We start from the raw sequence: 26,856 nt of genomic DNA, 5'->3' as shown, positions 1-26,856 counted from the left end.
AGAATGGAGAATGGAGAGTTAAGAATGGAGAATTGGAATTGAGAATTCTCAATTCTCCGTTTTCAATTCTTTCTTAAGGTGCTTTAAAAACCGGGCTTCCTTTAAAAAATTCAGGCGCATGCTCAGTTCTGCTTTTTGCGCTAGAAAAATTACCAGTACCAATAAACTAAATGCACGGAAATCAGTACTTATCGCAGGATTGGTCAGCAGGTAAACATTAAATGCTGTAAACAGGATCAGTAGTACATTGCAGGAAAGCACAAACCACCTCAGCTCCCTTAATCGCTTTTTTGTGTAAAATTTCTTATCGTGAATTTGTTCCTTTTTCCATACAAGCCGTTCAAAAAATGGAAGTGATTTCCACTTTAACTCGTCTATTTTTTGTTCGATTTCTTCTACTGTTTCCATATGACCTCCTCTTTTGAAAAATGAACCTAATATTATCCTAATGTTACCATAAAGTTACGTAAATATACCTTTAACACCAATTAACGGCTATTGAGTTCGATTAAAAGAGGTTTTTTTATGAAGAGTACAAGCTTTTTGTGCGGGAAATGAAGGTGCCTCTGCTGGAAAATACCTTCAGGACACTGTATTCAGGGACCTTACTTCTTAAATTGATGTTGACACGCTTTACATGTGTAGTCGTTAAGCAGGTTGCCAATAGGCAGAACCAGGAAAATTGCGATCAGCGCAAGTTTTAATTTGTTAGTTATTCGCTCGACCGAATTCTCAATTTCTGATGATCCGCAGTTCGGACAGGTTAAAACATCCTGGTTAAGCTTTGCGATTTCCTTCGCTCTTTTAAGTTGATCCGTAGGAACCATAACTCTAACTCCACTTCCAAGCATGTTAAAGAAGTGAGGCATGATGTTGGTAAAGTTCTCGTTGTTTAAAAAGCATGGAATTCCCTCACTTTCAAGCTTTGATTTCAGCATGTTAGCCGTTATACTGTTGTCATATGTTGTTAATAGGGATAAACTCATAGAACGTGACATAAGGGGTTTATTTAGCATACATATAACCGAGCGTAGCTGCCAGCATGCACTTCACCCCGGTGATCATACCCTCATCGGCTACATAGAAGTCAGGTGTATGATGTGGAGCTACCTCTGCAGGGTCCCGGTCTTTTGGACACCCGCCTACGAAAAAGAAAAAGCTGGGAACCTCATTGGCATAGAAAGAAAAGTCCTCCGCTCCGGTCATAGCTTTTCTGACCTTCACGTTTTCTGAGCCAATGGCCTTTTCCAGGTAAGGGACCAGCCGGGTGGTGAGTTCAGGGTCATTAAACGTGACAGGTACATGGTTGACAATCTCCAGGTCTATTTTCGCTCCCATTGCTTCTCCGATGTTAGTGGCTACTCTGCGGAAGTCCTCATGGAGCTTCTTTTGCATTTCCTCATCCAACGTCCGTATGGTACCGATCATTTCCACTTCCTCGGGAATGATATTATTTCTGACACCACCACGTATAAGGCCTACAGACAGTACGGCTGCCTCTTTGGTCAGCTCGGTATTTCGGCTGATGACTGTTTGCATGCCGGTAATGATCTGTCCGGCAGTGGCAATAGGGTCTACACTGGTCCAGGGTGTGGAGCCGTGGGACTGCTTACCTGAGATTTTCATTACCCACCGGTCTGCTGCGGCCATGGTACCACCGGATTTGTAATTTATTTCTCCAACCGGGGTTTGAGCATTGATGTGGAGGCCCACCATAATGTCTACATCCGGATTTTTCAGGACGCCTTCTTTCACCATGAGTTTAGCGCCGCCTTCTTCTCCCGGAGGAGGTCCCTCTTCCGCAGGCTGAAAAACAAATTTTACGGTACCTCGCAGGTCAGCCTTCATCCTGGACAAAACTTCAGCAGTAGCCATCAGGATAGCAACATGCGTATCATGACCACAGGCATGCATTACGCCTGTTTCTACTCCATTGTAAGTAGAGGTTGCTTCGGAAGCCCACGGGATATCTACGCGTTCTGTGACGGGCAGGGCATCAATATCAGCCCTGAGGCCCACTACCGGTCCGGGTTTTCCACCCTTAAGGATACCGACAACTCCGGTTTTAGCTACTTCAGTCTGTACTTCCAGCCCTAAGCTCTTCAGGTGATTAGCGATTTTTTCAGCCGTTTCAAATTCCCGGTTTGACAGCTCGGGGTTTTGGTGGATGTCATGACGCCACCCGATCATTTTGGATTCGATCTCAGCAGCAAGGTTGTTAGCTTTGTCCGAAACCTTCTGAGGTTGTGAAAGGGCTACACTGGCTGATAAAAGCAAGGTAAAGAATATAGAAGAAGCTCTGTTCATAGGTTAGGATTTCTGATTTTATGATCTCTAAAAATAATCAAACTATTTTGGGATTTCATGATAACCGGATATGACTTTATGGTGATCTCCATGTCCCTGGGTATTGTGTTGTTTTATACTTTAAGGCTAAAGGAATGAAAAATACCATTAAGGTAGAGCGAGCAAAAAAGGATCTGACGCAGGAGAAGCTGGCTGAAATGGTGGGTGTTTCAAGGCAGACCATCAACTCAATCGAAAAAGGGAAGTATGTACCCTCAACGGTCCTGGCATTGAAGATGTCTGGTATCTTTGGTATACCCGTAAATGACTTTATGAAGCTCGATGAAAATGACTGAGGAGACCCCTTTACCGAAAAAGGGGGGAATATCTGTATCAAACCCATAGTACGCGATAATCATTCAACATAACTTAACAAGTATGACTAACTTCAATCATCATTTAAACAAAGAAATCACATGATCAGACGTAGAGCATTCCTTGGTAAAGTATCCGCTGGTATTGCAGGAGCTGCAGCGTTCCCCTCACTGACTTTTGCTAATAGTAAAGCCATTAAAAAACCTGTCATTATTTCCACCTGGAATCATGGAGTAACGGCTAATAATGCGGTATGGAATGATTTAAATAGCGGAAAGCTGGCGCTGGATGCAGTGGAAGAGGCCGTAAGGGTGGTTGAAGCTGACCCCAGGGTTATGACGGTGGGGCGTGGAGGTTTTCCGGATCGTGAGGGAAAAGTCACACTGGATGCCTGTATTATGGATAAAAACAGTGATTGCGGCTCTGTTGCCTTTCTTCAAAATATCGTTCACCCGATTTCGGTTGCTCGCAAAGTGATGGAGAAAACACCTCATGTGATGTTGGTAGGGCAGGGGGCGCTGGCCTTTGCCAGGGCAGAGGGTTTTAAGGAAGAGGATCTGCTGACCCCTGAAGCTGAAAAAGCTTATAAGGAGTGGTTGAAACAGTCGGAGTACGAACCGATCATCAACATTGAAAATCACGACACCATCAGTACACTGGCCCTGGATCAGAATGGAGACCTGGCCGGAGCATGCACCACGAGCGGCGCTGCTTACAAAATGCATGGCCGTGTGGGGGACTCTCCGATCATAGGTGCCGGATTGTTTCTGGATAATGAGATAGGAGCAGCTGCTGCAACAGGCCTGGGTGAGGCAGTCATGCGGACGGCCGGAAGCGCCATGGTAGTGGAGCTGATGCGTCAGGGTAAAAGCCCGGAAGCAGCATGTAAAGAAGTTACCGAGCGGATCGCTAAGCTTTATGAGCGCAGAGATGAGCTGGAATACCTGCAGGTGGGATTTATAGCCCTTGATAAGAATGGAACCTATGGAGGCTATAGTTTACGGAAAGGGTTTAATTATGCCATCCATGAGCCGGAAATGCAAGAACTCGTGGATTCAAAGTTTATCCTGGAATGAGGAACAAATTGTGTTTCCATGGAGGATTGGGTAATTTTAAGAAAGACCTAACTCTTCAACTATGAGAAATACATTATTGGCGGTATCACTCCTGGTCATAGGAGCGTGTACCTCCACCTCTACAAGCAACGAATCTGCTGAAGAATCTTTAGCCAGTCCCGAACGGTTTATCGGAGCCTGGGAGGCCACCATTCAGACAGATTCAGGATCTTTCAATATCGTTGCCATTGTCACTGATGGTTATTTCAGTACAGCTACGTTTAATGAGGACAAGAAAGTGTTTGTCGGAGCGGCTGGTGGCTCCTGGAAACTGGATAGCGGCCATTTCGTGGAAACCTACGAGTACTTTACTACAGACACGGCCAAAGTAGGTACCGCAAACGCTCAGAAATTTACTTTCAGTGGAGATTCACTGACATTTGCGGATGAAATTCTGGTTTGGACGAGGCTGGATGACGGAACTCCCGGAGAGCTTAATGGCGCCTGGTTGATCACCGGAAGGGAACGAGATGGGGAAATCAGTCGCAGAACACCGGGAGTCCGGAAAACCATGAAAATCCTCTCAGGCACCCGCTTTCAGTGGATTGCTTACAATACGGAAACCAAACAATTTCATGGTACCGGAGGTGGTACGTATACTACTGGCGATAGCACCTATACGGAAAACATTGACTTTTTCTCACGTGATAGTAGTCGTGTAGGTGCATCACTCGAGTTCACCTATGCACTGGATAGTGGGGAGTGGCATCACAGCGGACTTAGCAGCAGGGGTGAGCCGCTCTATGAGATATGGACTCCAAGAAAGTGGATTGATGAGGCTGAATAGTTTTCAGCTGATTTTCAGTTGGTAGCGGGCAAGCAAGCCGATCAGCGCATCCCGTGAAATGCAGGCTCCTTTTATTTGGTTGATCTCCGGGTCTATTTGGAAATTACAGGAGTTTCGCAAGTCAGCTTTTTCCAGGTTGGTATGATCAAAAGTGGCTTTATCAAGGTCACAATCGGTTATCACAGCCCTGGACAGGTTTGCCTGAGTAAGGTCTGTTTCCTGCATGCTGCATTGATCAAAACTACAGTTTCGAAGATCCAGGTTATAAAACGATGAGAGGTCAAGCTGACAGTTTTCAAAATTCATAGCCAGCAGGAAGGGACTACAGATGTCAAACTGCAACCCCATGAGTTTACAGGTTTTGAAACTGACTTCTTTTAGCCCGGTGCCCAGAAGTTTTGCATTGGTAAAATCACAATCCCTGAAGTCGCACTCGATAAATTGGAAGTCAGACAGGTCCGTACCGGAAAAATTGCAACCTGAAAAGGAGCAGCTTTCGTAATCGCCTTTTGGAAGTGGAGTAGTAGAAAAATCTTTATTTTTAAATTCCTCGTCTGAGGAGTAGGTCTTTTCCATGGAGGCTTTTCTTTTTAAATGTCTGAAAACAACTGATTGGGAACATTTATATCTCTAAACTAACTTACCTATTCAATTTTATCAATAGTATACCGAATGAGATTATTCATTTTCATCATCTCTCTTTATACAATACAGCTTGTTTCAGCTCAGCAAAAAGCCCTTTTCCCTGTGGGGGTAAAGCATAAGCTGGATAGTCCGCAGGCTTTATTTGAGGAAGTAAAGGGCATGATCTTAAAAAACTACTATACTGAGCTGAGTGAATCTGATCTTTACTGGGCAGCTATAAAAGGAATGCTTCGCCATATTTCTCCACCGGAATCGCCTGATCTGGCCACGATCTGGACTGCTGAGGAGTATGAGAAGATCCTCAACTCGCTAAAAGGCGTGGATGTTTCCTTAGGAATTAAAAGCACCTTTGACTCTAATACCGGAAGCCTGACTGTGACCGAAATAGAAGAGAACTCTCCTGCAAAGGGCAAACTTCAGGTATATGACAGGATACTGAGAATTGACAAACAACCACTGAAGGGCATCACAGTAGCGGAAGTAAATGAAAAGCTTGAGGGGCCTCCCGGCTCAGAGGTCACACTGACTGTCAACCGGGACGTAGAGGTTTTTGATATAAACCTTACCCGGGAAAGTTTTAAGGTGAGCAACCTGGAGGTCAATATCATTCCGGGTCGTTCCACAGCGTTAGTAGAGGTTCACAAGATCTATCTGGGCTTAGCCGACCAGCTGGAAGCCGAACTCTCCAGGTTAAAAGCTGCCGGCATAGAAGATATTATACTGGATCTCAGACACAATACCGGCGGAGTGTTAAACGAAGGAGTCAAAGTGGCCAATCTGTTTTTGGAGCCCAGAAACATTATTATCAGAACGCTGACTCGATCGGATGAGGCCAAACCGATCGCTGCGGACCGGGAGGATAGCTTTGACTTTGATCTGGTCGTATTGATTGATGAGAAGACCGCCTCAGCCAGTGAAATTATTGCTTCTGCATTTCAGGACCATCAGCGTGCCACGATCATTGGTACCAAAACCTTTGGAAAGGGAGTGATAGAAACGACATATACTTTGAGCAATGATTACCGGGTGAAGTTTATCACCAGCGCGATGTATTCTCCAGCGGGGAAAAGCTGGCAGGCCAGGGGGATACTTCCCGATATCCTGGTGGAACAGGAGGATAGCGCCTACCTGGCATATTCAAAACTATCTGTGGAGGAGCGTGTGCGAAGGGATATTTATTTGATTACCGCACTGAAATTACTTTAATGTGAACTCGACGTAAGCACTTTAATAAAAAACAAAAAACGGTCATTCAGAGGCTCGCAGGGCTGTTTGCGAGCTGGAAGCCCTGCCTATGCCGGCAGGCAGGCGTGGAATCTCTTTCGATTTTGAAAGACTCCACGCCTTTTCCCTCCACACTCCCAACAAGAAAAGGCTTTGAGCCGCAGTGGAACTGGGACGTTTAGATAGGTTTTTTTTTATTATATCGAACTGAAATTACTTTAAAGTTATCTGTCTGGTTGTGGCTTTTTCCGTATCCAGGATCAAAAGCCCCTCATTGGCTTCATCCAGCTGATCAACCAACTGACCGTTTCTATCCCAGATTGCAGATTGTCCGGCGCAGGTATCTCCATCAGCTGGCCCGACAGCATTTGACATCAATACTGTCATCGCATAATTCCGTGCAATGGCTGCAAGTCTTTTATGAGCCCTTTCTACTCCCCTGGCTGTTTTGGCTACACTCGCCAGGTAGATCGAAGAACCTGTTTGAGCAGCCTCTTCGGCGTGTTCCGGAACTGATAGCTCGTAGCAAATGGCTAAACTGATACTACTGAGTTCCTCAGGAAATTTAGTGTTAGCGCCCGGAATGAAGTATGGCTTTTCGTCCTCATGAAGGTAATGCTTTGAATAGATCGTTCTTTGCTTGCCCGGATGAAAAAGGATCATACTGATGCAAATACCGCTCTTATTTTTTGTAGGAGCGCCTACGCCAATGGTTATTTCATGGTTATCGCTAAACTCCCGGAATACATCCAATCGGTTATCCCTGATATCCATAGCCAGGCTATTTGCCAATGTGGGTTCATACCCTGTGAGAGAAAGTTCCGGAAAAATGATCAGATCCGCCTTTTCGCCAATTGCAGAGTGGACAAAGGCTTGATGCCGCTCAATATTTTCAGCAATATTTCCCGGCCTGGGCTTTGTCTGAGCAATGCAGATCTTCATGAGGGTGGTTACTTTATGGGGAAATTAGCGTAAAATGAAATGGCATCAAAGGGGTGCACGACAGTTTTGCATTCCTGAATGTCCCCAACAATTTTCACACAAAAACAAACTTGCTTATAAACATTCCCCTGCACCCCTTTTTCTTCCCGAAGCTTCGGGAGGGGAATATTGGTGTTTTTGTGTGAAAACCTCTTATAACGCCGGGGTCATTTTTTCGTAAAACTGTCGTACACACCATCAAAGCAAACTAACCTAAACCTCTATCCTGACAGAGCTCTTCAAAACGGACTTTTGATCATGGGTACCTCAATCAACAGGAGTTCCGCATCTTTTGAGGCTTTGATCTCCAGTTTTTCCACCTCCGTAAAACCCATTCCATCTCGTTTGGCTAAAGCCTCTCCATTAATGGAAATTTCCCCTTCGATCAAAAAAGCATAAACACCATCTCCAGGTTTGTGGAGGTCGTAAGTGATTTCTTTCCCTGCCTCCGGGTCTGTCCGTGTGAACCACGCATCCTGATTGATCCACAGGGCCTTATCGTCATCCGGAGCTACCACTGTTTGCAGCTTGTTTTTCCGGTCTTCAGGGGTAAACGTGATCTGCTGGTATCTCGGTTCAATGTCCCTTTCTTTCGGTAGCACCCAGATCTGCAGGAAGTTGACTTTATCTGTTTTGGAGTGGTTGTACTCCGAATGAGTAAGCCCCGATCCCGCACTCATGATCTGCACGTCTCCCTGCCGGATTACCTCGGTGTTTCCGGTGCTGTCCTTATGCTCCAGGTCTCCCTGTAAAGGGATGGAAACGATCTCCATATTGTCGTGCGGGTGGGTGCCAAAGCCCATTCCACCTTCTACTATATCGTCATTGAGTACTCTCAAGGCACCAAAGTTTAGCCGATCGGGATCATAGTATCTCCCAAAGCTAAATGTATGTCGGCTATGCAGCCATCCGAAAAAGGCTGTGCCTCTGGTGTCGGCTTTGTGGGTAATTGTATTCATAGTGTTCATGTGTTTAGAAATTAGCTTTTAGCTTTTAGCTCTTAGCTCTTAGCTGTTAGTTGTTAGCCCTCACCCTTGCCGGGCGCCCCTTGCCGGGCGCCCCTTGCCGAAGGCATCCCTTGGGGAAAAGGAGAGGGACCTTTTGCCCTATTGTGTTTATATCACCCCTTCGGGGTTGTTTTGACTTTTGTGCCAAAAGCTATAATTATTTCATCCCTTCGGGATTTCTTTTTTGCCTCCCGAAGCCTCGGGATGCTTTTTACTTACTGCCTACTGCCAATGGCTTTTGGCCGAAAACTTATATTCATATTCAGTCCGATGCCCCTGTTGGAGTTGTCTCCAACAGGCTGATAGTCCCGGACGGCAAGTCCCCGGCATCAAGCTCATTTCTGTCCATTTTTGAATGATCCGTCAAAGGCAAAATCACTCACGGGTAAACGCTTTCGTTCACCATACTCCCTTTCCCGCAATCCTTCAGGCAGGCTGTCAGGATCTCCAAAGTATCCCAGCGCTACAGCAGTCACTGCCTGGTATCCTTCCGGGATCTCAAAAAGTGATTCAGCTTTCTCTCGAGAAAAACCACCCATTTGATGCAAACCTATTCCTTCATGTGTTGCCTGAGCGCTTAAATTACCAATAGCTAAACCCAGATCGTGTGGGGCTGAAACGTTTGGAGCACCACTGCGGTCAAAATATGTTTTGATAAACGTGATCAGGAGCACCGGAGCTTCCTTTGCCCAGGTTTTATTTCCTTCCATCAAAGTCTCAACGATCTTATCGTGGGCTTCACTGCCTTTGTGAGCATAGATAAATCTCCAGGGCTGCTCGTTCATGCTGGAGGCAGCCCACCTGGCAGCTTCAAAAAGTTTGTTTAGCGTTTCTGCTTCTACTGGCCGGTCGTCAAAAGCCCTCGGACTCCATCGGTTAGCAAGCACATCCAGTATGGCGTAATCCGTTTTTGCGTGTTTATTTAAAGTAGCTGTTTCCATTTTTCTGTCGTTTGTAACAATATACGATTATACATTAAATGTAGTTACATATAAATGGATCTGATCCTAAATTCTCTGTAATATGTGGTAGACTGTTTGGATATCCTATAGTTTCAGAAAAACGGTGTATGTATCTAACTGCTTGAGGAATGCCTCCTAAGTTTTCTGAAGTTGCTAAACCTATGGAAGTCCTCTTCACAGCAACACTTGTAATGGTTTGCGAGAGCACATCTCAGGGTGAAAATCAAATACTTGATGATAATGGGTGTGTGCTTCTACTTTGTGGTTTTTACTACTTTCCTTATTATTTCCTTATCATCCAATGTGATCCTTAATAGGTAAACTCCATTGTTTATGGGATGATCATGCTGGTCTTTGGCATTCCATATAAATGTGGGTTTGTTAGGATGGAAAGTATTGATCAAAGCTCCACTAATAGTATAGATATCAACTCGATCGGGTATGGTACCTCCAAAATTCATAGATAGTTGACTTGTAAATGGATTTGGAAATAAATTAATGTTTGTAGCATCAACAGATAAAGGGTTATTGATAATCGTACCTGGGGAGATAGTCATTCCACTGATTGCCGTAAAACCAGTATTGCCGATAATGGCCAGGAGTGAACCATTGGTTTTGTCAATGGTCAGTAACTCATTGTCAGAACTTTTACCTCCACCGGCTACAGCATAGAGAGCACCATCCATGTCAAAAGCGATATCGGTTACATTCTCAACCCCAATAGATCCTATCGGGGAAACAGCGCCATCGGTTTTATCCAGGGTGTAAAGCTCTCCGCTTGCATCTACTCCATATATCATATCGGTAAGAGGGTCTCTGCTAATACCAGTAAGGCGTACGTCTACCGGACCGAGTGTCTGTATGTTTTTTGCTTGTACATCAATTGTAAAGAGCTTTCGATCACCTGTAGATTCAGTGCCTACCACATAGAGCAGGTCGTCACTACCAAAATCCATTGCTACATCACTGAGCTCCGTATCCATTACCTTAATGGCTCGTCCATCTTCAGCATCTACTTTGATCAGTTCCTGATGCTCTGCGTTTATGCTAAACAAGAAACCGTCAGTATTTACGGCAACTGCCGTCGAAAGGTCCAGGCCCTCCATATTCGTTACAAGTGAGGCTGAGCCATCAGATAAACTCACTTCGAGTAAGCGTCCTCCATCATTGATGCCGGTCACGGCATAACATACAGTTGCTTCAGCCTTTTGGAGGGTGATGGATTCCCCCTGAACGGTTATTTCAACTGTTCCGTTAGGAGCATTACTGTTGACAACAAGTTTTTGACTAAATGCCCCTGTTTTATCAGGAGAAAATGTTAGTTCAACCTGTAGTTCATTATCAGCAGGAATATCAAAGGGCAATGCTGGGTGTGTGATAAAAAATGGAGCAGTAAGTCCTGAAATATCTGTAATAGTAAGATCAGCTGTCCCCGTGTTCATGAGGGTAATGGATTCTGTTGAATTATGCATGGGCTCGAGGTATCCAAAAGTCACTTCAGAAGCACCCGCTGTCAGCATAGCTCCTTCGCTGCTGCCTGAGGTTATCACAAAATTCCCGCTTTCAGCTGAGTAATTCCCACCGTTATTGTCTTGAATTACTTTGATCCGGGCATCGGAGACTTCTATGTTGGGTACGGGCCACTCCAATTCCAATTGACTTACAGGCAGGTTGTCAGCAATAGTGGTCCAGGTGTTGCCGCCATCCGTACTAAGTTTCAGGTGCCAGTTTTTCTGGTCATGCTGAACAGCAAGCTCCCATGAGATCGTGATAACTTCTCCAGGATGGAACACTTCACCTCCTTCGGGATAGGTAAGATTTACGTGAGCCCAGCATGGCGCAGATGCCAATAGCAATATGAAAAAAATACAATGACGGGTCATTTTTCTAATTTAATCAATTATTAACTCCTTCGATTACACCATCGATTCAATCATACCCAATGTTTATCTCCTGACAAATCACTGCAATTTCAACCGGACCATCAGTTTGATCTCTGATTGCTGATCTCCTTCGATCTCATTTAGTCCGGAACTGATCGTTTCCTGGTCAGCATATTTAAAGCGAGCGTATCGAGCATAAAGCCGAAGGTTCCTGGTGACATTGTATTGAGCCAGCAGGTAGGATCTGGCGCCGGTCTCCTGGTAGGTCGGTATTGAAAATGCATATAAAACATCCCTTTCGTAGACATATTGTCTGTTTTCAAAATTACTCGTTTCGAACACCGCAAAGCGGGTACTCAGTTTCAGTTGCTTAAACTTCACATTGAGATCCTGAATAATGGCTATTCCTGTCGTTCGCTTACTGGTCTCCTTGTAGCTGGATCCCTGCACCCTCGTTTTCATGCGAAACCTTCGCCCGATCTTATAATCAATATTGAAGAGGTAGTTGGCTTTTCTGGTTGGGATCAGCTCGTTGATGTTTTCGCTACCCACGGCCTCTGTTCTTTCTTTATGCTCCACCCGGTATTGGGCATACATTGAGATCGACCTGGATGGCTTGTAGGTAAACCTCCCGAGGTATTCATAGCCATCGGAAGGGGCCTCTACCCGGTATTTTAACCATGGAAATATGAATCGATCAAAATAGGCTGACACTTTGTACTTGCGGCTTGGCGAAAATTTTATACCCCAGTACAATCCCTTTTCATTGATCACGCGGGAGTTTTCACTAAAAGCATTTCCGTAAAAAGAATGATAATCTTTGTCGTAATGCCGGATCACCCAGCTGAAATCCAGCTTTGGAGTCAGCGAGGCTATCAATCCGCCCACTCCTCCAAATCCACCGGACTTTGAAATGGCGGCTTCACCAAAGAAGATCATGTTTTGCCAGTTGTAGTTAGCAAACAGGCTGGTCAGCCCGTTTTGGTTTCCGGAGAACTCAAATTGATTGTAATTATTTGGTTTTTTCTGAAGCGGCCGGGAGTAATACGAATACAAGCCTGTACCGCCGATAGAAAGGCGGTGATTCACGTCAAACTGCAATCCAAAGCCACCCGACAGCTCCCGGATCTGGTTTTTGGCTGAAAGCTCCCTTGAGGTTCTGTGGTATCCGGTCGCCTGAATGGAGTTGATAAACTCTTCAAAGTCTGAGTATGTGGTGTCATTTACGAGGTTCGCGTCTTGTTTGAGTGCAGAGAAAAATGAGGTGGCTTTTATCCTGCCAAAAGCCATAGTAGCAGCAGCTCCCCGGAAAAATCCCGATTCCAGCACGGAAGTGTAGGGCCTGATGCCAATGGTATTGCGTTTTACTGTATTGGTGGTTTCGGCGCCTTTTCCCGGGGTAAACCCGGAACCCAACACCAGCCCCTGACCAAACTGGAGCTGGTAATCGCCAATGACCAGGGCATCGAGCTTGCCCTGATTCTCGATGAAAAAATGCGCGGAGTAATAATCAAATCCATATTGCCGGTTTTTTTTGTTCCAGGTCAGCTGCTCCCCGTCATCTTTTTCAAAGGTGAGGCCCAGACTAAAATCGTTTGGCTGGCTTATCCTTAACCGTCCGTAGAGTTTATTAGGATCACCTGCGTATCCGCTTTTATTTTCTCTCCGGTAGCCTTCACGCTTTTCCAGTGTTCTGGAATACCGCAGTAGTAAGTATGCGTTTTCTGCGGATGTGATTCGTTTGAGCAGTGGGCGCGGGTCGTTGATGGAGGTGACCGTCACAAAAGGCAGGAGCTCGCGGATACGTTCCCGGGGCAAGTCCGGAACAGCTTGAAGTTCGTACAAAGAAATAAACGGTCCATGTTGTTCTCTGTAGTCCAACAAATTGTTCAACTCTCCGGGACTTAGGATATAAAGGGAAGCAATCTCCTCCCTGGTCGCTTTATTTAAATTCAGCGGGTTTGTGTGGTATAAAAGGAGTGACTCATAAAGGGTTTCATAATCCAACTCATGGTCCTGGACCTGAAATCGCTGTTCGGCAAAGTCTTCAAGGTCAATTTCCCTGTTTGGTTGGGCCATTAAAAATGCAGAAGCTAAACCTGATAAAAGTACGGTAAAGACTGACCTCATGAAGGATTAAATTCGTATGTCAGTGAAACCTCATGAACTGCACCGAGGCTGCTGTGGCTGGAAAATGCGTAATCGACAATGATAAAACCGGGGTTAAACCCAAAGCCGAAATGGGATCTTACCTGGGTTTGGCGGATTTCACTGGAATGAATGTTGATCCCGGTTCGCAGGTACAGGCTTTCCAAAACGCGGTATTCAAGCCCGGTCTTAAAGACTTCACGCACATCCAGCTGTTTTTCGACTTCAGCATTTAATCTCAGCGAAGCAATGGGGAGGTAGGAGATGCCGGCTTTCATGGTAGTCGGCAGCTCATGAGAATGCCTGATGTTGAAGATATGAGCTCCGAACAGTAATTGCGGGCTGATCTCAGCTCTTCCGCCAAACTCCAAAGCGATGATCCTGTCCGATTTTTGTCCTTCTGCGGCTGTCTGCACCACGTTGATGCCTCCTCCCAGACTTACCATCTGAAACCGGTTTCCGAATACCAGCCCGGCCAGCTGCTGACTGAAAAGGTGGTCTCCAAACCTGTAGTATTTGACTCCCAGATTGCCAATTTTTGAGTGGTAATTGAATCCGCCTCCGGTTACCTGGAAGCTGCTGATGCCGTAACGATTCTGATAGGATGCATAAGCAGTTGTCTTCTTTAAAGCGCCAAAACCTCCCACATTGTTAAAAGCCGACCAGGCATCATGGTAGGTGGTGGTGGCGCCTCCCAGTCCGGCATGCCGGGAGCCAAGAGAAAACACTCCATCTTGTGCAACTGCTGTGGCTGTAAGGAACAAAAACAATACAGTCAGGCGGTTCATGGCGCCAAAATAAGATTTTCAACGCTTTATGTCAACTGATTCTTAAATTGAGGTATGAAAAAAGTTATTTTCATTGCTTTTCTGGGTGTGGGATTAATATTTCCGTCCTTTGGCCAAAGCCTCCCGGACACGGCTTATTATAAAGACGGGTCCATTAAGTCTGTAGGTGAAAAAGACGGGGCTGTTCGTTTGGGGGAGTGGGTGATCTATTATCCTGACGGCACCATCAATGCCAGGCTGCATTATGAGGCGGACTTTCTGCATGGGACCCAGGAATACTATGATTTCAATGGCAATCTGATTGGCCGTGAGCAGTGGGATATGGGGCAGCTGCAGGACAGCGCTACCTATTACCACTCAAATGGGGTGGTTGAGAAGGTGGGCCGTTACAAAAATTCCCTTTATGAGGGCGAATGGAAGTTTTATTTTGAAAATGGTCAGCTCAAGCGAGTGGGTAATTACGAAGAGGGTCTTCCTCATGGTAAATGGACCTTTTATTATAAGGACGGGACACTGTACCAGGAGGGCCATTTTAGCCAGGGAAAGGAGGACGGACTTTGGAAGTTTTATGACGAAAAGGGGCGGCAAACCTATGAGGGAAATTATGAAAACGGTGAGCGGGTAGGGCAGTGGTACTTTTTCAGAAAGTCTGGCAAAAGGAAAAAGTGGAAGGTATTTTGAACTTGAAGGTTCTCGTAAGGTTAGGGGAGCTATGCTGGTTTGAATGATTAATTGAGAGGTTTGCTTTGCGCTGAAGAGTTTTATCAAAAGCTTGAATTAGGAAATAATCAATGAATACAGCCGGGATGTATGTCCCAAGGTTCGAACGGTTTAACAATTACCATTCCGACACACGTGGCATCTAATGTTTTGTCCGGCATCAAGAATCTACTAGATTAGTGTAACTATTGCAGAAATAACCCAAGGTTTTATTGGGTTATCCGGATGTTATGCGCAAAAGTCGATGAAAACTCTAATCTTCCTTTTTAGCTTCTTTATTTTTTATACTTCGAACGTTCAGTCAACTATTGAATTAGTTGAACGAGAAGATTCCAAATACTTTAAGAAGCTAGAAATTTTCGAGGGATGTTTTTTGACATTAACAACATTTGATACAACCAACTCATACAATAGCAACCATCCAACAGTCATAGTTAACCTCTTCAAATTAACTGGGAATAGTCTTGATACTGTGATTGCTGACACATTGTTCGCCAAGAACTCAATTACAGCGGAACCTGAGTTAAACTTTGAATTTATCGATTTCAACTTTGACGGAATACAAGATGTCGCACTTCAGGCTGGAACAGACCCCAGAGGTAATTATGGTTTGCATCTTTATATTGTCAACAAGGAAAACAAAACATTGGAATATGTGGACGGATTCAAGAGAATTGGAAATCCTAGACCTGATTCAGTGAATAGGTTAATTCAAAGTTTTGTCTTATCTAGTCCACCATTTATGAACTTCTACGAAATTGATTTGAACAACGAACTTATTGAACTAGGTCATCAAATAGAGTTTTTTGAACTTGATGATAACCATGTTGATTCTCTTATAAATACTGAAATTGAGCTCATTAAAGCTGAAAGAGCGCATAACAGGCGCTAAAAATCCATAGGCTTACTGAGCTACTTGCAAAGGGCATTTGAATCCGATATTTTTAAAGAAATTAACTGTCAGGCCTACGGATTTTAGCTGATCGTTATGTGGCATTAGAGGCGGCCAGTTGAGACATACTATGAGGGAATTCGTCATTCTTCAACACAACAAGAACAGGCCTATAAGATGGGCAATGATAATTGGTTCCATAGTAACTACCTGGATTATCTCCAACTATATTGAACTCTCATATTTTACAGCATTGGCACCAACTGGAATTGTTATTGTCGGATCTGTAATTCATCATATCTACAATGAGGACTATAAAGAAATAGGTAGTTTCTGTTTTACCACGGAAGGTGTTTTAATAAAAAATTTCGAAAGTAATTCAGAGAGCCAACTCAGTCTCGATGAATTGAAAAAAGTCATTTACAGCTATGCAGGGTATTATGGCGAAGAGCAGCCCTATGGATTCCTCGGCTGGAAAACGACAACAAGTTTTGGAGATGGCAACTATATTCAATTTGAAACAATTACAAAGCGATACCGATTTTGTTTCTTTGGCAACAACTCCGGAGATATTTCTAATTTCCAAAAATGGTCAGAAAACTACCGAACTCAGAACATTGAATTCAAATCTGCTGACTACATCCGATATCCAAAATTTATAAGAAACCTATTCGATAAGCCTTTGACGGAAATTAAAACAGCCATATAATAAGTACTATAGGTTATATGCCTCTCTAAGCTTGGGAGTGCACTCAGGAAACTGTAGTGAGGATTTGCTACTTTTATCTGATCTTGATCGGCTGGACATCCGATAGCTTTTATCTTTGTTGTAAAACAGAAGTAAATGGATGATTATAAATTCCGGGTGGAGTTTATGGAAGATGCAAAGCAATTTCTTGATAAGCTTGATGAAAAGGCCAGAGACAAAGTTTATTACAATATTTGGAAAGCTAGAAGCACGAATGACAAGGAACTTTTCAAGAAACTTCAAGACGAAATTTGGGAGTTCAGGACAAAATATAGCAAGTCATAGTATCGACTCTTCGCATTTTGGGACAAAACAGACAAAGAGGACACTGTGGTGATTTCAACACACGGACTTATCAAGAAAACGGATAAAATACCAAAAAGTGAAATTGCCAAAGCAGAACGATTGAGACAACAGTACCTTGCCTACCGGCAGGCAGGTTTTAACAGCAAAAACAAAGAAAAATGAAGACATACAGTTTAGAAGAAATGACCGATAAGCACATCGGTAAAAAAGGGACAACAAAAAGAGATGAATTCGATTATGAACTTCGTCTTGACTTACTAGGACATTCCATAAAACAAGCAAGGAAAGAACGTCACTTAACACAAGATCAACTTGGAAAACTTGTGGGCGTAAAAAAAGCTCAAATCTCCAAGATTGAGAATAGCGTTACCGATGCCAGATTTTCTACCATCTTAAAAGTGTTTAAAGTGTTGGGCGCCAAAGTGAATTTCAATGTAGAACTTAATAATAATGAGTTAGTTTAATGGCCGAAAATAAAAAGCCGACCGCACAACAATGCATATAGCTTATGGCGAGTAAGGTGGTTAGTGAAAGTTTTGGGCTTTTGAATAAGGTAGGCGTAAGCCGACAAGAAAGCATTTCGAAAACCGCCACAAAGCCATATGCGAGAATGTAGTGTGCCACGAAGTGGTACAAATCCAATAGGCTGAGAGCCCGGACTCAATGTCCCGGCCGTATGAGGGAAACTTCATGCACAGCCTGTCCCGAGGTATTCAGGGAGTTTGATGTAGGCGTTCCCGACTAGCCGTCCGCGACTAGCCGTCCGCGACTAGCCGTCCGCGACAGTTCTTTTTGCTATATTTATAGCCAAATGTGGGGCTGGCAGGCTCTACTCTACTGCGTCAGTATATCCGATATGATAAGAAATAAAAAAATATTTGCAAATTGGATTCTTCTACTGATGATAGGGCTTGGGTCATGTTCTGTGCAACAGAACACTGTTGAATATTCCTTTAATTTCTTAGACAAATGGGGAATGGTAACTGGTTATGAACTCCAATACTATCCGGTATCCAGAACGACACTAGATGACGAACAGAAAAAGAAACTATTTCTCGAAACCGAGAAAACTGCCAGAGCATATGGTAGAGAAATTGCATTGACTGATTTTTATTTTAAGCGGGACTCAATTGAGGAACATTTTATAATGGAGATAATCGAACAGATGGAAAAAAATGAGATTGAAATCAAGGACATCAAGATTATTAACTTAATAGTCAATAAGCAGATTGCAGACGCTCTTTCTCAAAGGGCAGCAATCTTAAATGAGCCACAACCAACAAGGATAAAGATACTGGACTAGAGTTAGCCAAACAGCCACTATTATCCGTAAGCTTACTGAGCTACTTGCAAAGGCTGGTGCGATGAGATACTTTTGAACTGTCCAGCTTACGGATGATAGTTAGACGAACCATACTGCTTAGCCTATGAATCATGTACTTGATAGCTTTTTGTCTCTCTGGTGGTATTGGATGTTTGTTTCATTCGGACTTGGACTAATAGGTTTCTGTCTTTTGTTCTATGTACAATATGGAAAACCTGAAAACAAGCGTAAACCATTAATCAGAGGTGGTTTGCTATTAGGGCAAGTTTTTGCCACGTGGATAATTGCGTTTGGGTTAGCGTGGGTTCTTGAATCCAATGTGAGATCTGAATTAAAGGAATTTCTTAATAACCCGAACATTCAAGTCAAGTTGAACGGAGAAGTACTGCCAATTGAACAATCCGAACGGATACTTAATGAACTTAAGAAGATTGACAACATTATGGCTCATCATTCAAGTCCAACCGACAACATCAAGATTGAACTTATTTCACAATCCGAAGCTTTTCAATTGAGGCTTAGCCGTGATTCTGAAATACCTACAGAATATTGGGTTTTCTCGAACAAATATAAGGTAACTTCTAATAACGAAATTGGACGAATAAGAACGGAGATGTTTAACTAAACGGTGTCTAACAACTAAGCCTCCGTGTGGTCGGCACAACCAACAACTACGCGTTCCGATTGAACTAATCTAGGCGCTAACTTGGCGTCCCCGACCAGGCGTCCCCGACAGTTCTATTTTGCTATATTTATAGTCAAATGTGGGGCTGTCAGGCTTTACTTTACCGTGCAATTATGAGAATCACTAAAGTATTTTCTTTAATCATAATTTATTTAGCCAGTTGTACTTCTCAGTCTGAGCAGAATTCAATTGAACGTTTGGTTTCAGATTTTCGAACCACTAATTCCGCACACTTAAAAAGTCCAATGCCGGCAGCAAATTGTATAGAAGCTTATGGTATAGAAGGTTTTGGAATCACAACTGAATTCCGTGATTCTATTGACTTCTGGTATCGGAAAGTACCTGAACTAACAGACCGAACCAAGAAGTTTAATATTTGGGTCGACACTGCCAACTCTGTCGCGATGGAATTCCAACTCGATGAACTGGGGTATCCTGAACCTGATTCTATCAACTTTTCCATTGATTCAACCTATGAAAAATATAGTTCGAAGTGGGCGAACTTCTCCGGACTTCCTGTATACATCATGAACGAAGATACAATTGAGCACATCCTAGAATTTCAGGACGGAGCAGTTTACATGATTTACGAGGCACAAGACTCAACCGGAAATTGGAGACCAATTGAAAATTGGGTTTTCACACACTTTTGTGGGAACAGCTATTATGAACTCGTTTTTAAGCCAAAATCTTACATCGTATCCAAGGTCATCAAGTATGAAGGCGATTTTGAAACAAATCTGCGTTTGAAATTTCGTAACTTTGATTTCGTAACTTATAGCAACGCCTTCAGAGGAACAATCAACTACGAACAGCTGAATGATTCAGTCTTTGTAGCCTATTCTAACAAAATGGCCGAACAATATTGCAGAAACCCAGACTCACTGAACTCATATGCGAACAAGTATTTAGCTGCGATGCGGCTGGAAAAAAGCATGTAACAGTCACAATGTGTATGGTTGTATGTGCGAACTGAGCATTCTGCCATGTTCTGTGGTCAACCGTACTACTAAACTACCACTGGGAAAATCAAGTGCTTTTTACCAATGTAGAGCGCAGGATTTCTTCTCTTTCTGAAATCAGTTAGGTATTTGCCGCTTGTATTGCATTGGCAGTTTAGCTATTTTGCTACTACAAGCCGGGGGGCATACAGCGGCATACACAGGCGTTGTCTGTTATTTGAAAATGGACGAAAAACAAATCATAGAATGGTTGCTTAAAGGTGATGTTTCAATACAATACCAGGTTTACCGCGATTTGTTATGGACTTATAGAAAAGATTTACAAGACAGAATTGGATCTGAAGGTTGGGGGAAGCAATTCTTATCCAAAAGAAAACCAAAAGGACATTGGGGAGATAGGTTTTATCAACCCAAGTGGATTTCAACCCATTATACGCTTCTCGATCTTCGCAATTTGAATCTGGGCCCAAATCATAAACTTGTAAAAGCATCCATTGAGCAGGTTTTGAAAACTTCAAAAGCTGAAGATGGTGGGATTCAACTAGGACCATCAACATCTAACCATAGTGATGTTTGTGTAAATGGAATGTTTTTAAACTATGCATCTTATTTCAAAACGCCTGAAAAGGAATTGCATTCGATTGTAGATAGTCTCCTCAATGAAATAATGCCTGATGGTGGATTCAATTGTAGGACAACAAGAAGCGGGGCAAGACATAGTTCATTGCATTCGACAATTTCAGTTCTTGAAGGATTGTTTGAGTTTCAAAAAGCGGGTTTTGCTTACAGAAAAAATGAAATTTCCACCGCCATTCAACGCGCAGAAGAATTCATACTTATTCATAGACTATTTCTTTCTGACCGAACGGGTAAAATTATTCATAAGGACTTTTTGAAATTAACTTACCCGAGCAGGTGGAAGTATGATATTCTTAGAGCATTAGATTATTTCCAAGAAGCCGAAAGAAAATGGGATGTAAGAATGGATGAAGCGATTACAATAATTCTGAAAAAACGTAATAAAGATGGAACTTGGAATATGCAAGCGGCTCATCCAGGAGAATTACACTTTATAATGGAAAATGCCGGTAAACCCAGTAGATGGAATACATTAAGAGCTATGCGAGTATTGAAACATTTTGAAAGAAATAAATAAAAAAACTACTGCCAACAACTAAGGCGTCGTGTGGTCGGTAAGACCCCAACAACTACGCGTTCCGATGAAGCCTCGGTTGGACGAATCTAGGCGCTGACCAGGTGCCCCGACTAGGCGTCCCCAACAGTTCTATTTTGCTATATTTATAGCCAAAAGCGGGCTTTCAGGCTTTACTCTGCTATAGCGCGAAACTTAAAACCTCCTAACTCATGAACAGGACATTTTTACTTTCAGTCATTTCCCTCAGCCTCATTCTAGCGAACTGCGGTACAGCGAAACAAGAAAAAGAAGCTGCAGATTCTGAACAAGTAACTGCAGATTCTGCTAATGAAAAACGTGAAAAGCTGAAGATTGAATCATCAAGGCTCAGAGCAGGTGGTTCAATTAAGACGGTCACTCTTGAACAAGGAGTTGCAACAATTGTATACGTCAAGAACTATAGTGAATACAAAGAACTTAACCCTCAATCTTCCTTATCCAAGTCTGATCTTGAATCCTATTGGGATTCTGGGGATGCAATTGAAAAGGCACTTGTAGATGGTTCCGTAAGGCTGTTGAGAAAAATGAATTTTTTGGAACAAACAAACATTATTCTCCCATACAAAGGAACTACTTATTCAATATCCGTCAACAAAACAGAACTTGAGAAATTCATTGGAGCCGATCTTGTCCAAATTGTGGCTAACTGGGACGAACTTTTCTCTAACCCTTATGTTTATTCTGATGAAGGGAGGAGTAAATTTTTCAGCAAGTTTGGATCTACCAAATAAGTATAATTCTCCGTTGAGAATTGCTAAATTTACTTGATGGCAAAGGAACGGGAGAAACTTGATTTTTGGATAGATGACTTGACCAATTCTATTCGCAATAGAATTTCAGGAGACAGCTTTCAAACAGAAGTTTCCAGGTTAACGAAAAATGATTTAAAAACAGTAACTAGAAAGGCAGGATGGAATTTTAGTTGGAATACTGAATTGGCGGATAACTCACGAGAAGTTTTCAAACTGACTATTGTTAATAATCCATCTGTGATCCAAGGTTTGATGAGTGTAACTATTGAAAGTGATCATGTTTACATGAACTTGCTTGAAAGTGCGCCGTTCAACATAGGAGAAGAAAAACTTTATGAAGGCGTTCCGGGAAACATGGTTGCATATGCTTGTAAACTCTCGTTTCGACATGGAAATGAAGGTTTTGTGGCATTCACTGCTAAAACCAAGTTGATCAAGCACTATGAGGCAACTTTGGGTGCGTATCATTTTGGAGGACATAAAATGATAATACCGACTGATGCTTCGAAAAAGCTGGTAGAGAAATACTATAAAACTTAAAGACATGGGATATATAAAAGAGCCAAAAGGTGTGGATTTCATAATTGATAGTAAACCCCTAACTGAAAAGGATAGAGAGGAGATCAGTAAATTTATCGCCGAATATAAGCGTAAATCCAAAAAAAGAACACCTCGAAAAAAAGAAGCGACATACAACAAACAATAAGCTCAATGAGGAAACTGAGCTATTTGGCATTTTTATCGGACAGCCAATTTTACGCTATCAAAACCAGGCATGGGGGTCAGTATGCTCCGGTATATTGACTTACCATTTTAAGCAGGGGGTCAGTATGGTCCGGATTATCCATTTAACGAACAAAGCAATTGAAATCACCGGGAATGATTACATTTTGATTCCTTTTGAATCTGCGGTCGAACTATTTGAATTTCCTAAACACCAGAACAAGCTAAAAATAAAATCCAGGATTTACAGGAGCCTAATTCTCAAGTTTGATTCTGAATTCGCCCAACAAAAAATTACTGCTCAACTTGAGAACCTAATCTGACGCATGTGCGAACTGAGCGTTTTGCCAGCTTCTGTGCAACTCGGTCACTCAACTGCTGCTTGGAAAATGAGTGGCTTTTCACCAATTCTGTGCGTAGTAGGAACTTGCCATTTGTATCACACCGGCAGTTTAGCTATTTTGCTGCTATTCACCAGCTGTGGGTCAGGCTACTTAGGCATACAACCGATAGCTATTTAAAAGCCAGATCGCGACATTCACCTATAATTTGAATCAGATTAAAAAAGACAAAATGAAAACCAGGATTTTCTTTCTTCTATTTATTTCAATTGCCGTTTTCGCACAAGCTCAGATACTAGAACCAGTCAAATGGGCAATTGCGAGCAACAAAATAAATGACAATGAATTTGAAATATTATATACCGCCAAAATAGATAATGGTTGGCATTTATATTCACAATTCATTGAACCTGATGGGCCTACTCCAACTAGTTTTAATTTGGAAGAATCAACAAAATTTTCTCTGGTAGGTAGGGTAACAGAAGAAAAAGGTCATGTTGTATATGAAAAAATTTTCAATATGGAAGTCAAACATTTCAAAGACAAGGCAGTCTTTAAACAGAAAATAAAAAAAATTAAAAATGAGAAAGTTAATATTATTGGGGAGATAGATTTCATGTCTTGCAATGGTAGTAGTTGCACTGTAGGCTCTTTTGACATTGACATTGATATCTAAATAAAAGATTACAAATTAATCCTTTTGATAAAAAACCGTAGTTAACACTTTGTGTATTCCATAGGAGTTTCAGCGGTTTTCGAGCCGTGGATTACCGTTCATTATCTCATCCGTAACTGGACAGATAATCACACGCATCCCCTTAACATTGATTATAACTTGTCATGAACATCTTGAAGTTTTTACTTTTTCCAATGATCCTTACATTTTTCTTTAATCAAGATGCAAAGAAGGAATTATACGGAAAATGGCAACTTGTAAAAGTTGAGACCAATAACGAAACGCTAATCCCTGGAATGGATTTCTTTTTAACAATATCAGAGAAGGGACTTGGATTTAACAGAGATGTTAACGGATGTTCCGCAGAAGCCAGGATCACTGCCACGTCTATAGACTACGACAGTGAACTTTGTACCAGGGTTTGTTGTGACGGGAGCCATGATCCAATTGGAGGGATGAATATTTATAGAGGAAATTATGTTGTTTCGAGGAATTCACTGATAATAGAAAACGAACAAGTTAAGACATACCTGATAAGAATTAGAAACGAGAGGTAACAAAATGCCAAGCCTTCGGAGCTTGACGTCACCTGGCATTACACAATTGCACATGAGCTTTCTAAATGCAGAATGGAGGAAATTAGCAATTGCAAATTATGCAATTGACTCTAACCTTTTGGCCAGATATATTCCACCCAAAACGGAGTTGGACTTATGGAATGGCACCTGTTATGTAAGCCTTGTAGGCTTTATGTTTCTCAACACTAAACTACTTGGATTTTCAATTCCATTTCACCGCAACTTTGAGGAGGTGAACCTACGATTCTATGTCAGATATAAGGATAAAGGCGAATGGAAAAGAGGTGTGGTTTTCATAAAAGAAATCGTACCCAAACCAGCTTTGACATTTGTTGCCAACGCTATTTATAAGGAGCATTACCAGACCATGAAAATGTCTCATATTTGGGAAGAACAAGAAAGTAGCAGAACTGTTAAGTATAGCTGGTTTCTGAACGGTGAAGAAAATTCATTTATGGTAAGAGCAGCGCTTGCACCCACAATAATTGATGAAGGTTCAGAATCTGAATTTATAACCGAACATTACTGGGGGTATACTAAAGCCGGGAACAACTCATCCTTTGAATATGAAGTAACCCACCCTCGTTGGGATTGTTACCAGGTATCTGAACATACGATTAAGGTGAATTTTAAGGCCGTGTATGGAGCGGATTTTTCTGACCTAAGCAACCTCAAGCCGACCTCTGTAATGCTTGCTGAAGGATCCGAAATAACAGTCGAAAACAAAAGAACGATATAATACCACCTTTCTAATCCATGTATTTTTTCGACTATTTGGGTGCTTTTTACTATTGGGTTTGGTTGAATATCTGGAACTCTATTACCAACACAAAAAGACCAACTTTTAAAGAGGTGTTAGAAGGCAAGGATAGATATCAAGAAGGTGATATTGTCGACTTGAACGCCTACGGAATGAAGTTGAAGTTTATAGGGTTCGTTGTAACTATGATAATTGTGTCAATTCTTGCCAAGTTTTAACATCTCGCTAACTATCGGTTATTCCTCCCGAAGCTTTGAGAATGCTTTCTGGCTATTTTCAGTGCAACTCGACCGTGAACCTGCCTGACCGGTAGGCAGGTCTTCCACTAAGGAAATGGTGGTGCTTTGCCATAGACCATGCCCCGGCACTACTCATACCATATCCCCTCATGATTCTAAAGAATTCACTAGTTTAGTGCTATTCACAGCTTGAGGGCATACCCAACAACGGACCGATAGCGACAAGCAAATAGAAGGAATGTCATAATGTTAAAGCAGTTATCCGGACAGATTGAATTACAGCCAAAACGACTCTTCTTAATAGATGGGTTGGGGGCAATTCTGTCAGCTTTTTTATTAGGAGTAGTGTTGGTGAGATTCGAGAGAATTTTCGGAATACCTTCTTCAACGCTGTATTTTCTAGCTGTAATCCCGATCTTTTTTGCGATTTATGATTTTCTCAGTTACCGAAATGATCATGTTAAAACCGGGCGATTATTAAAAGGAATTGGAATTATGAACCTGTTGTATTGTCTCCTGTCAATCGGATTAGCTGGTTATCATGCAAAAACAATTACAAGTTTGGGGTGGACTTATATTCTTGTTGAAATTTTGATTGTAATCACACTTGCAATAATTGAGTTAAGAATTGCAAATAGATTGAAGCAAAAGACCGTGTAAATTTTACTGATTAACAAGATAAATAATTGTAAAAAAGACCTTTGGTACACTTGAATGGTATGATTAGCCAGCCGGTGTATCTTTACAAACGCATTCCACCAGTAGCATACGTATGTTATCTTTTAGATAATATATTTTATGTAAAACATAAAATTTTTAATGTTATATCCTGTTTGAACTGTATCTTTGTGAGATAAGAAAGGATACATGAAAAATTCACATTACAGAGGAGTGCTCAAAACCCTCGAATGGATTACCAACCTGTCTCTATATGCTTCAATAGGTATTTCCGTCCTTGTTATCATTGCCTTTGTTTTCTCATTATACGACGAAGGCGAATTAGTGTCTGCCTGGGATGTCGAAATAGGGGAACAGCTTACGGGCTTCCAGGTGATGTCAAAAAGCGCTTCCATTGATGATCCCAAAATCATCATTAACAGTGGTACCGTTCAGTTTACATCTCGCAGCATCGGTTATTATTTACTAAAGTTTGTGGATGCTACCATTGTAATTTTATGCGCTATATACATTATTATCTTACTGAAAAGAACGATTCATTCAATTCATCAGCATCATCCGTTTACGAAGGAAAATGCGCTTAGAATAAAGCGTATCGCTTTCACACTCATACTTATCAGTTTCTATAGTCTGGTTAAAAGTATGGTATATCATATTTACATTATTAATAGCATTGGCATTAAAGGAAAAACGTTTACTGACATTTTTGAATTTTCCCGGACTACCGCAGATAATGAAATTCGACTCGTTCCGGATATAAATTTTCAAGCCCTCCTTATTGGCATAGTCCTATTGGTGATAGCAGAAGTGTTTAGGGAAGGAGTGTTGATTAAAGAAGATAATGATTCAATTCTATAATCATGCCTATAATAATAAATCTGGATGTGGCTATGGCCAGGAAGAAAATGTCTTTGACAGAACTCTCAGAAAAAGTGGGTATTTCAATGACAAACCTTTCACTCCTAAAAAAAGGACGAGTGAAAGGGATACGCTTCAACACCCTGGAGACTATATGTAAGGTATTAGAATGTAAGCCTGGAGATATTCTGGATTATGAAGAATAAGAGTTGCTTCCA

Annotated in this window: 31 protein-coding genes and 1 pseudogene; 22 read left to right on the top strand and 10 right to left on the bottom strand. The window is 42.2% G+C overall.

Translation table 11 applies throughout. The features are described from left to right. Positions 1-48: 48 nt before the first annotated feature. From AC3E9V_RS15410 to AC3E9V_RS15400, 3 genes are all read right to left on the bottom strand, one after another. The gene (locus AC3E9V_RS15410; protein ID WP_488749025.1) at positions 49-408 is read right to left on the bottom strand and encodes a hypothetical protein; all 360 of its coding nucleotides are present in this window, start codon (positions 406-408) and stop codon (positions 49-51) included. Positions 409-605: 197 nt separating this feature from the next. Continuing rightward, on the bottom strand, positions 606-986 hold the full coding sequence (locus AC3E9V_RS15405) for a putative signal transducing protein (protein ID WP_488753670.1): 381 nt from the start codon (positions 984-986) through the stop codon (positions 606-608). 19 nt (positions 987-1,005) lie between these two features. Then, the gene (locus AC3E9V_RS15400; protein ID WP_488749024.1) at positions 1,006-2,307 is read right to left on the bottom strand and encodes an amidohydrolase; all 1,302 of its coding nucleotides are present in this window, start codon (positions 2,305-2,307) and stop codon (positions 1,006-1,008) included. A gap of 134 nt (positions 2,308-2,441) precedes the next feature. Here AC3E9V_RS15400 and AC3E9V_RS15395 point away from each other — a divergent pair, with 134 nt between their 5' ends. The 3 genes from AC3E9V_RS15395 to AC3E9V_RS15385 all read left to right on the top strand — a co-directional run bounded on the left by AC3E9V_RS15395 (position 2,442) and on the right by AC3E9V_RS15385 (position 4,563). Then, positions 2,442-2,642 carry a helix-turn-helix transcriptional regulator gene (locus AC3E9V_RS15395; protein WP_488749023.1) on the top strand — a complete coding sequence of 67 codons (201 nt, stop codon included), beginning with the start codon at positions 2,442-2,444 and terminating at the stop codon, positions 2,640-2,642. 120 nt (positions 2,643-2,762) lie between these two features. After that, positions 2,763-3,737, top strand: a complete 975-nt coding sequence (locus AC3E9V_RS15390) for an isoaspartyl peptidase/L-asparaginase family protein (protein ID WP_488749022.1) — start codon at positions 2,763-2,765, stop codon at positions 3,735-3,737. A 61-nt stretch (positions 3,738-3,798) separates the two neighbouring features. Further along, on the top strand, positions 3,799-4,563 hold the full coding sequence (locus tag AC3E9V_RS15385; RefSeq protein WP_488749021.1) for a membrane or secreted protein: 765 nt from the start codon (positions 3,799-3,801) through the stop codon (positions 4,561-4,563). Positions 4,564-4,566: 3 nt separating this feature from the next. Here AC3E9V_RS15385 and AC3E9V_RS15380 read toward each other — a convergent pair whose 3' ends face one another. Next, entirely contained in the window at positions 4,567-5,139 is a 573-nt protein-coding gene (locus AC3E9V_RS15380) for a pentapeptide repeat-containing protein (protein ID WP_488749020.1), read from the bottom strand. A gap of 96 nt (positions 5,140-5,235) precedes the next feature. On the opposite strand from AC3E9V_RS15380, the gene AC3E9V_RS15375 reads away from it, so the two are divergent. Further along, the gene (locus AC3E9V_RS15375) at positions 5,236-6,414 is read left to right on the top strand and encodes a S41 family peptidase (RefSeq protein ID WP_488749019.1); all 1,179 of its coding nucleotides are present in this window, start codon (positions 5,236-5,238) and stop codon (positions 6,412-6,414) included. 231 nt (positions 6,415-6,645) lie between these two features. On the opposite strand, the gene AC3E9V_RS15370 is transcribed toward AC3E9V_RS15375, so the two are convergent. From AC3E9V_RS15370 to AC3E9V_RS15345, 6 genes are all read right to left on the bottom strand, one after another. Further along, entirely contained in the window at positions 6,646-7,374 is a 729-nt protein-coding gene (locus tag AC3E9V_RS15370) for a carbon-nitrogen hydrolase family protein (RefSeq protein ID WP_488749018.1), read from the bottom strand. Between the two features lie 278 nt (positions 7,375-7,652). Further along, entirely contained in the window at positions 7,653-8,372 is a 720-nt protein-coding gene (locus AC3E9V_RS15365) for a pirin family protein (RefSeq protein ID WP_488749017.1), read from the bottom strand. Positions 8,373-8,755: 383 nt separating this feature from the next. Then, complete coding sequence (locus AC3E9V_RS15360) at positions 8,756-9,361, bottom strand: nitroreductase family protein (RefSeq protein ID WP_488749016.1); 606 nt, start codon at positions 9,359-9,361, stop codon at positions 8,756-8,758. Between the two features lie 275 nt (positions 9,362-9,636). Continuing rightward, complete coding sequence (locus AC3E9V_RS15355; protein ID WP_488749015.1) at positions 9,637-11,265, bottom strand: Ig-like domain-containing protein; 1,629 nt, start codon at positions 11,263-11,265, stop codon at positions 9,637-9,639. A gap of 78 nt (positions 11,266-11,343) precedes the next feature. Beyond that, positions 11,344-13,395: a ComEA family DNA-binding protein gene (locus AC3E9V_RS15350; protein WP_488749014.1), complete on the bottom strand. Its 2,052-nt coding sequence runs from the start codon at positions 13,393-13,395 to the stop codon at positions 11,344-11,346. Next, positions 13,392-14,201, bottom strand: a complete 810-nt coding sequence (locus tag AC3E9V_RS15345) for a PorV/PorQ family protein (protein ID WP_488749013.1) — start codon at positions 14,199-14,201, stop codon at positions 13,392-13,394. The genes AC3E9V_RS15350 and AC3E9V_RS15345 overlap by 4 nt, the downstream gene beginning before the upstream one ends. 54 nt (positions 14,202-14,255) lie before the next feature. On the opposite strand from AC3E9V_RS15345, the gene AC3E9V_RS15340 reads away from it, so the two are divergent. The 18 genes and pseudogenes from AC3E9V_RS15340 to AC3E9V_RS15255 all read left to right on the top strand — a co-directional run bounded on the left by AC3E9V_RS15340 (position 14,256) and on the right by AC3E9V_RS15255 (position 26,844). After that, a complete protein-coding gene (locus AC3E9V_RS15340) occupies positions 14,256-14,882 on the top strand; it encodes a toxin-antitoxin system YwqK family antitoxin (RefSeq protein WP_488749012.1) in 627 nt (208 codons plus the stop codon). A gap of 283 nt (positions 14,883-15,165) precedes the next feature. Next, positions 15,166-15,813, top strand: a complete 648-nt coding sequence (locus tag AC3E9V_RS15335; RefSeq protein ID WP_488749011.1) for an XAC2610-related protein — start codon at positions 15,166-15,168, stop codon at positions 15,811-15,813. Positions 15,814-15,997: 184 nt separating this feature from the next. Continuing rightward, on the top strand, positions 15,998-16,522 hold the full coding sequence (locus AC3E9V_RS15330; protein ID WP_488749010.1) for a hypothetical protein: 525 nt from the start codon (positions 15,998-16,000) through the stop codon (positions 16,520-16,522). Between the two features lie 135 nt (positions 16,523-16,657). Continuing rightward, positions 16,658-17,029, top strand: a pseudogene (locus AC3E9V_RS15325) (type II toxin-antitoxin system RelE/ParE family toxin). Then, positions 17,026-17,331 (top strand): helix-turn-helix transcriptional regulator, encoded by a 306-nt coding sequence (locus AC3E9V_RS15320; protein ID WP_488749009.1) that lies wholly within the window; start codon positions 17,026-17,028, stop codon positions 17,329-17,331. The pseudogene AC3E9V_RS15325 and the gene AC3E9V_RS15320 overlap by 4 nt, the downstream one beginning before the upstream one ends. Positions 17,332-17,723: 392 nt before the next feature. Next, on the top strand, positions 17,724-18,170 hold the full coding sequence (locus AC3E9V_RS15315) for a hypothetical protein (RefSeq protein WP_488749008.1): 447 nt from the start codon (positions 17,724-17,726) through the stop codon (positions 18,168-18,170). Positions 18,171-18,294: 124 nt separating this feature from the next. Beyond that, a complete protein-coding gene (locus tag AC3E9V_RS15310) occupies positions 18,295-18,816 on the top strand; it encodes a hypothetical protein (RefSeq protein ID WP_488749007.1) in 522 nt (173 codons plus the stop codon). A gap of 305 nt (positions 18,817-19,121) precedes the next feature. Then, positions 19,122-19,817: a hypothetical protein gene (locus AC3E9V_RS15305; RefSeq protein ID WP_488749006.1), complete on the top strand. Its 696-nt coding sequence runs from the start codon at positions 19,122-19,124 to the stop codon at positions 19,815-19,817. A 244-nt stretch (positions 19,818-20,061) separates the two neighbouring features. Beyond that, entirely contained in the window at positions 20,062-20,994 is a 933-nt protein-coding gene (locus tag AC3E9V_RS15300) for a hypothetical protein (protein ID WP_488749005.1), read from the top strand. 209 nt (positions 20,995-21,203) lie between these two features. Continuing rightward, the gene (locus AC3E9V_RS15295) at positions 21,204-21,764 is read left to right on the top strand and encodes a hypothetical protein (protein ID WP_488749004.1); all 561 of its coding nucleotides are present in this window, start codon (positions 21,204-21,206) and stop codon (positions 21,762-21,764) included. A gap of 36 nt (positions 21,765-21,800) precedes the next feature. Continuing rightward, positions 21,801-22,325: a hypothetical protein gene (locus AC3E9V_RS15290; protein ID WP_488749003.1), complete on the top strand. Its 525-nt coding sequence runs from the start codon at positions 21,801-21,803 to the stop codon at positions 22,323-22,325. A gap of 4 nt (positions 22,326-22,329) precedes the next feature. After that, entirely contained in the window at positions 22,330-22,491 is a 162-nt protein-coding gene (locus AC3E9V_RS15285; RefSeq protein ID WP_488749002.1) for a hypothetical protein, read from the top strand. A 590-nt stretch (positions 22,492-23,081) separates the two neighbouring features. After that, positions 23,082-23,525, top strand: a complete 444-nt coding sequence (locus AC3E9V_RS15280; RefSeq protein WP_488749001.1) for a protein-disulfide reductase DsbD domain-containing protein — start codon at positions 23,082-23,084, stop codon at positions 23,523-23,525. Positions 23,526-23,689: 164 nt separating this feature from the next. Further along, positions 23,690-24,082 carry a hypothetical protein gene (locus AC3E9V_RS15275; protein WP_488749000.1) on the top strand — a complete coding sequence of 131 codons (393 nt, stop codon included), beginning with the start codon at positions 23,690-23,692 and terminating at the stop codon, positions 24,080-24,082. A gap of 52 nt (positions 24,083-24,134) precedes the next feature. Beyond that, entirely contained in the window at positions 24,135-24,842 is a 708-nt protein-coding gene (locus AC3E9V_RS15270; protein ID WP_488748999.1) for a YqjF family protein, read from the top strand. Between the two features lie 506 nt (positions 24,843-25,348). Further along, positions 25,349-25,762: a hypothetical protein gene (locus tag AC3E9V_RS15265; RefSeq protein ID WP_488748998.1), complete on the top strand. Its 414-nt coding sequence runs from the start codon at positions 25,349-25,351 to the stop codon at positions 25,760-25,762. 207 nt (positions 25,763-25,969) lie between these two features. Continuing rightward, a complete protein-coding gene (locus AC3E9V_RS15260) occupies positions 25,970-26,638 on the top strand; it encodes a DUF2975 domain-containing protein (protein WP_488748997.1) in 669 nt (222 codons plus the stop codon). 2 nt (positions 26,639-26,640) lie between these two features. After that, positions 26,641-26,844 (top strand): helix-turn-helix domain-containing protein, encoded by a 204-nt coding sequence (locus AC3E9V_RS15255; RefSeq protein ID WP_488748996.1) that lies wholly within the window; start codon positions 26,641-26,643, stop codon positions 26,842-26,844. Positions 26,845-26,856 lie beyond the last annotated feature (12 nt).

Source organism: Marinoscillum sp. HNIBRBA16962, assembly GCF_057801515.1.
The sequence above is the reverse complement of the archived record's forward strand: the minus strand, read 5'-3'. Positions and strand labels throughout refer to the sequence as shown.

Excerpts from the sequence above, each read along its gene's own strand:
- AC3E9V_RS15410 (WP_488749025.1), bottom strand. The coding sequence starts at position 408 with ATGGAAACAGTAGAAGAAATCGAACAAAAAATAGACGAGTTAAAGTGG.
- AC3E9V_RS15405 (WP_488753670.1), bottom strand. The coding sequence starts at position 986 with ATGAGTTTATCCCTATTAACAACATATGACAACAGTATAACGGCTAAC.
- AC3E9V_RS15400 (WP_488749024.1), bottom strand. The coding sequence starts at position 2,307 with ATGAACAGAGCTTCTTCTATATTCTTTACCTTGCTTTTATCAGCCAGT.
- AC3E9V_RS15395 (WP_488749023.1), top strand. The coding sequence starts at position 2,442 with ATGAAAAATACCATTAAGGTAGAGCGAGCAAAAAAGGATCTGACGCAG.
- AC3E9V_RS15390 (WP_488749022.1), top strand. The coding sequence starts at position 2,763 with ATGATCAGACGTAGAGCATTCCTTGGTAAAGTATCCGCTGGTATTGCA.
- AC3E9V_RS15385 (WP_488749021.1), top strand. The coding sequence starts at position 3,799 with ATGAGAAATACATTATTGGCGGTATCACTCCTGGTCATAGGAGCGTGT.
- AC3E9V_RS15380 (WP_488749020.1), bottom strand. The coding sequence starts at position 5,139 with ATGGAAAAGACCTACTCCTCAGACGAGGAATTTAAAAATAAAGATTTT.
- AC3E9V_RS15375 (WP_488749019.1), top strand. The coding sequence starts at position 5,236 with ATGAGATTATTCATTTTCATCATCTCTCTTTATACAATACAGCTTGTT.
- AC3E9V_RS15370 (WP_488749018.1), bottom strand. The coding sequence starts at position 7,374 with ATGAAGATCTGCATTGCTCAGACAAAGCCCAGGCCGGGAAATATTGCT.
- AC3E9V_RS15365 (WP_488749017.1), bottom strand. The coding sequence starts at position 8,372 with ATGAATACAATTACCCACAAAGCCGACACCAGAGGCACAGCCTTTTTC.
- AC3E9V_RS15360 (WP_488749016.1), bottom strand. The coding sequence starts at position 9,361 with ATGGAAACAGCTACTTTAAATAAACACGCAAAAACGGATTACGCCATA.
- AC3E9V_RS15355 (WP_488749015.1), bottom strand. The coding sequence starts at position 11,265 with ATGACCCGTCATTGTATTTTTTTCATATTGCTATTGGCATCTGCGCCA.
- AC3E9V_RS15350 (WP_488749014.1), bottom strand. The coding sequence starts at position 13,395 with ATGAGGTCAGTCTTTACCGTACTTTTATCAGGTTTAGCTTCTGCATTT.
- AC3E9V_RS15345 (WP_488749013.1), bottom strand. The coding sequence starts at position 14,201 with ATGAACCGCCTGACTGTATTGTTTTTGTTCCTTACAGCCACAGCAGTT.
- AC3E9V_RS15340 (WP_488749012.1), top strand. The coding sequence starts at position 14,256 with ATGAAAAAAGTTATTTTCATTGCTTTTCTGGGTGTGGGATTAATATTT.
- AC3E9V_RS15335 (WP_488749011.1), top strand. The coding sequence starts at position 15,166 with ATGAAAACTCTAATCTTCCTTTTTAGCTTCTTTATTTTTTATACTTCG.
- AC3E9V_RS15330 (WP_488749010.1), top strand. The coding sequence starts at position 15,998 with ATGATAATTGGTTCCATAGTAACTACCTGGATTATCTCCAACTATATT.
- AC3E9V_RS15320 (WP_488749009.1), top strand. The coding sequence starts at position 17,026 with ATGAAGACATACAGTTTAGAAGAAATGACCGATAAGCACATCGGTAAA.
- AC3E9V_RS15315 (WP_488749008.1), top strand. The coding sequence starts at position 17,724 with ATGATAAGAAATAAAAAAATATTTGCAAATTGGATTCTTCTACTGATG.
- AC3E9V_RS15310 (WP_488749007.1), top strand. The coding sequence starts at position 18,295 with ATGAATCATGTACTTGATAGCTTTTTGTCTCTCTGGTGGTATTGGATG.
- AC3E9V_RS15305 (WP_488749006.1), top strand. The coding sequence starts at position 19,122 with ATGCCGGCAGCAAATTGTATAGAAGCTTATGGTATAGAAGGTTTTGGA.
- AC3E9V_RS15300 (WP_488749005.1), top strand. The coding sequence starts at position 20,062 with ATGGACGAAAAACAAATCATAGAATGGTTGCTTAAAGGTGATGTTTCA.
- AC3E9V_RS15295 (WP_488749004.1), top strand. The coding sequence starts at position 21,204 with ATGAACAGGACATTTTTACTTTCAGTCATTTCCCTCAGCCTCATTCTA.
- AC3E9V_RS15290 (WP_488749003.1), top strand. The coding sequence starts at position 21,801 with ATGGCAAAGGAACGGGAGAAACTTGATTTTTGGATAGATGACTTGACC.
- AC3E9V_RS15285 (WP_488749002.1), top strand. The coding sequence starts at position 22,330 with ATGGGATATATAAAAGAGCCAAAAGGTGTGGATTTCATAATTGATAGT.
- AC3E9V_RS15280 (WP_488749001.1), top strand. The coding sequence starts at position 23,082 with ATGAAAACCAGGATTTTCTTTCTTCTATTTATTTCAATTGCCGTTTTC.
- AC3E9V_RS15275 (WP_488749000.1), top strand. The coding sequence starts at position 23,690 with ATGAACATCTTGAAGTTTTTACTTTTTCCAATGATCCTTACATTTTTC.
- AC3E9V_RS15270 (WP_488748999.1), top strand. The coding sequence starts at position 24,135 with ATGAGCTTTCTAAATGCAGAATGGAGGAAATTAGCAATTGCAAATTAT.
- AC3E9V_RS15265 (WP_488748998.1), top strand. The coding sequence starts at position 25,349 with ATGTTAAAGCAGTTATCCGGACAGATTGAATTACAGCCAAAACGACTC.
- AC3E9V_RS15260 (WP_488748997.1), top strand. The coding sequence starts at position 25,970 with ATGAAAAATTCACATTACAGAGGAGTGCTCAAAACCCTCGAATGGATT.
- AC3E9V_RS15255 (WP_488748996.1), top strand. The coding sequence starts at position 26,641 with ATGCCTATAATAATAAATCTGGATGTGGCTATGGCCAGGAAGAAAATG.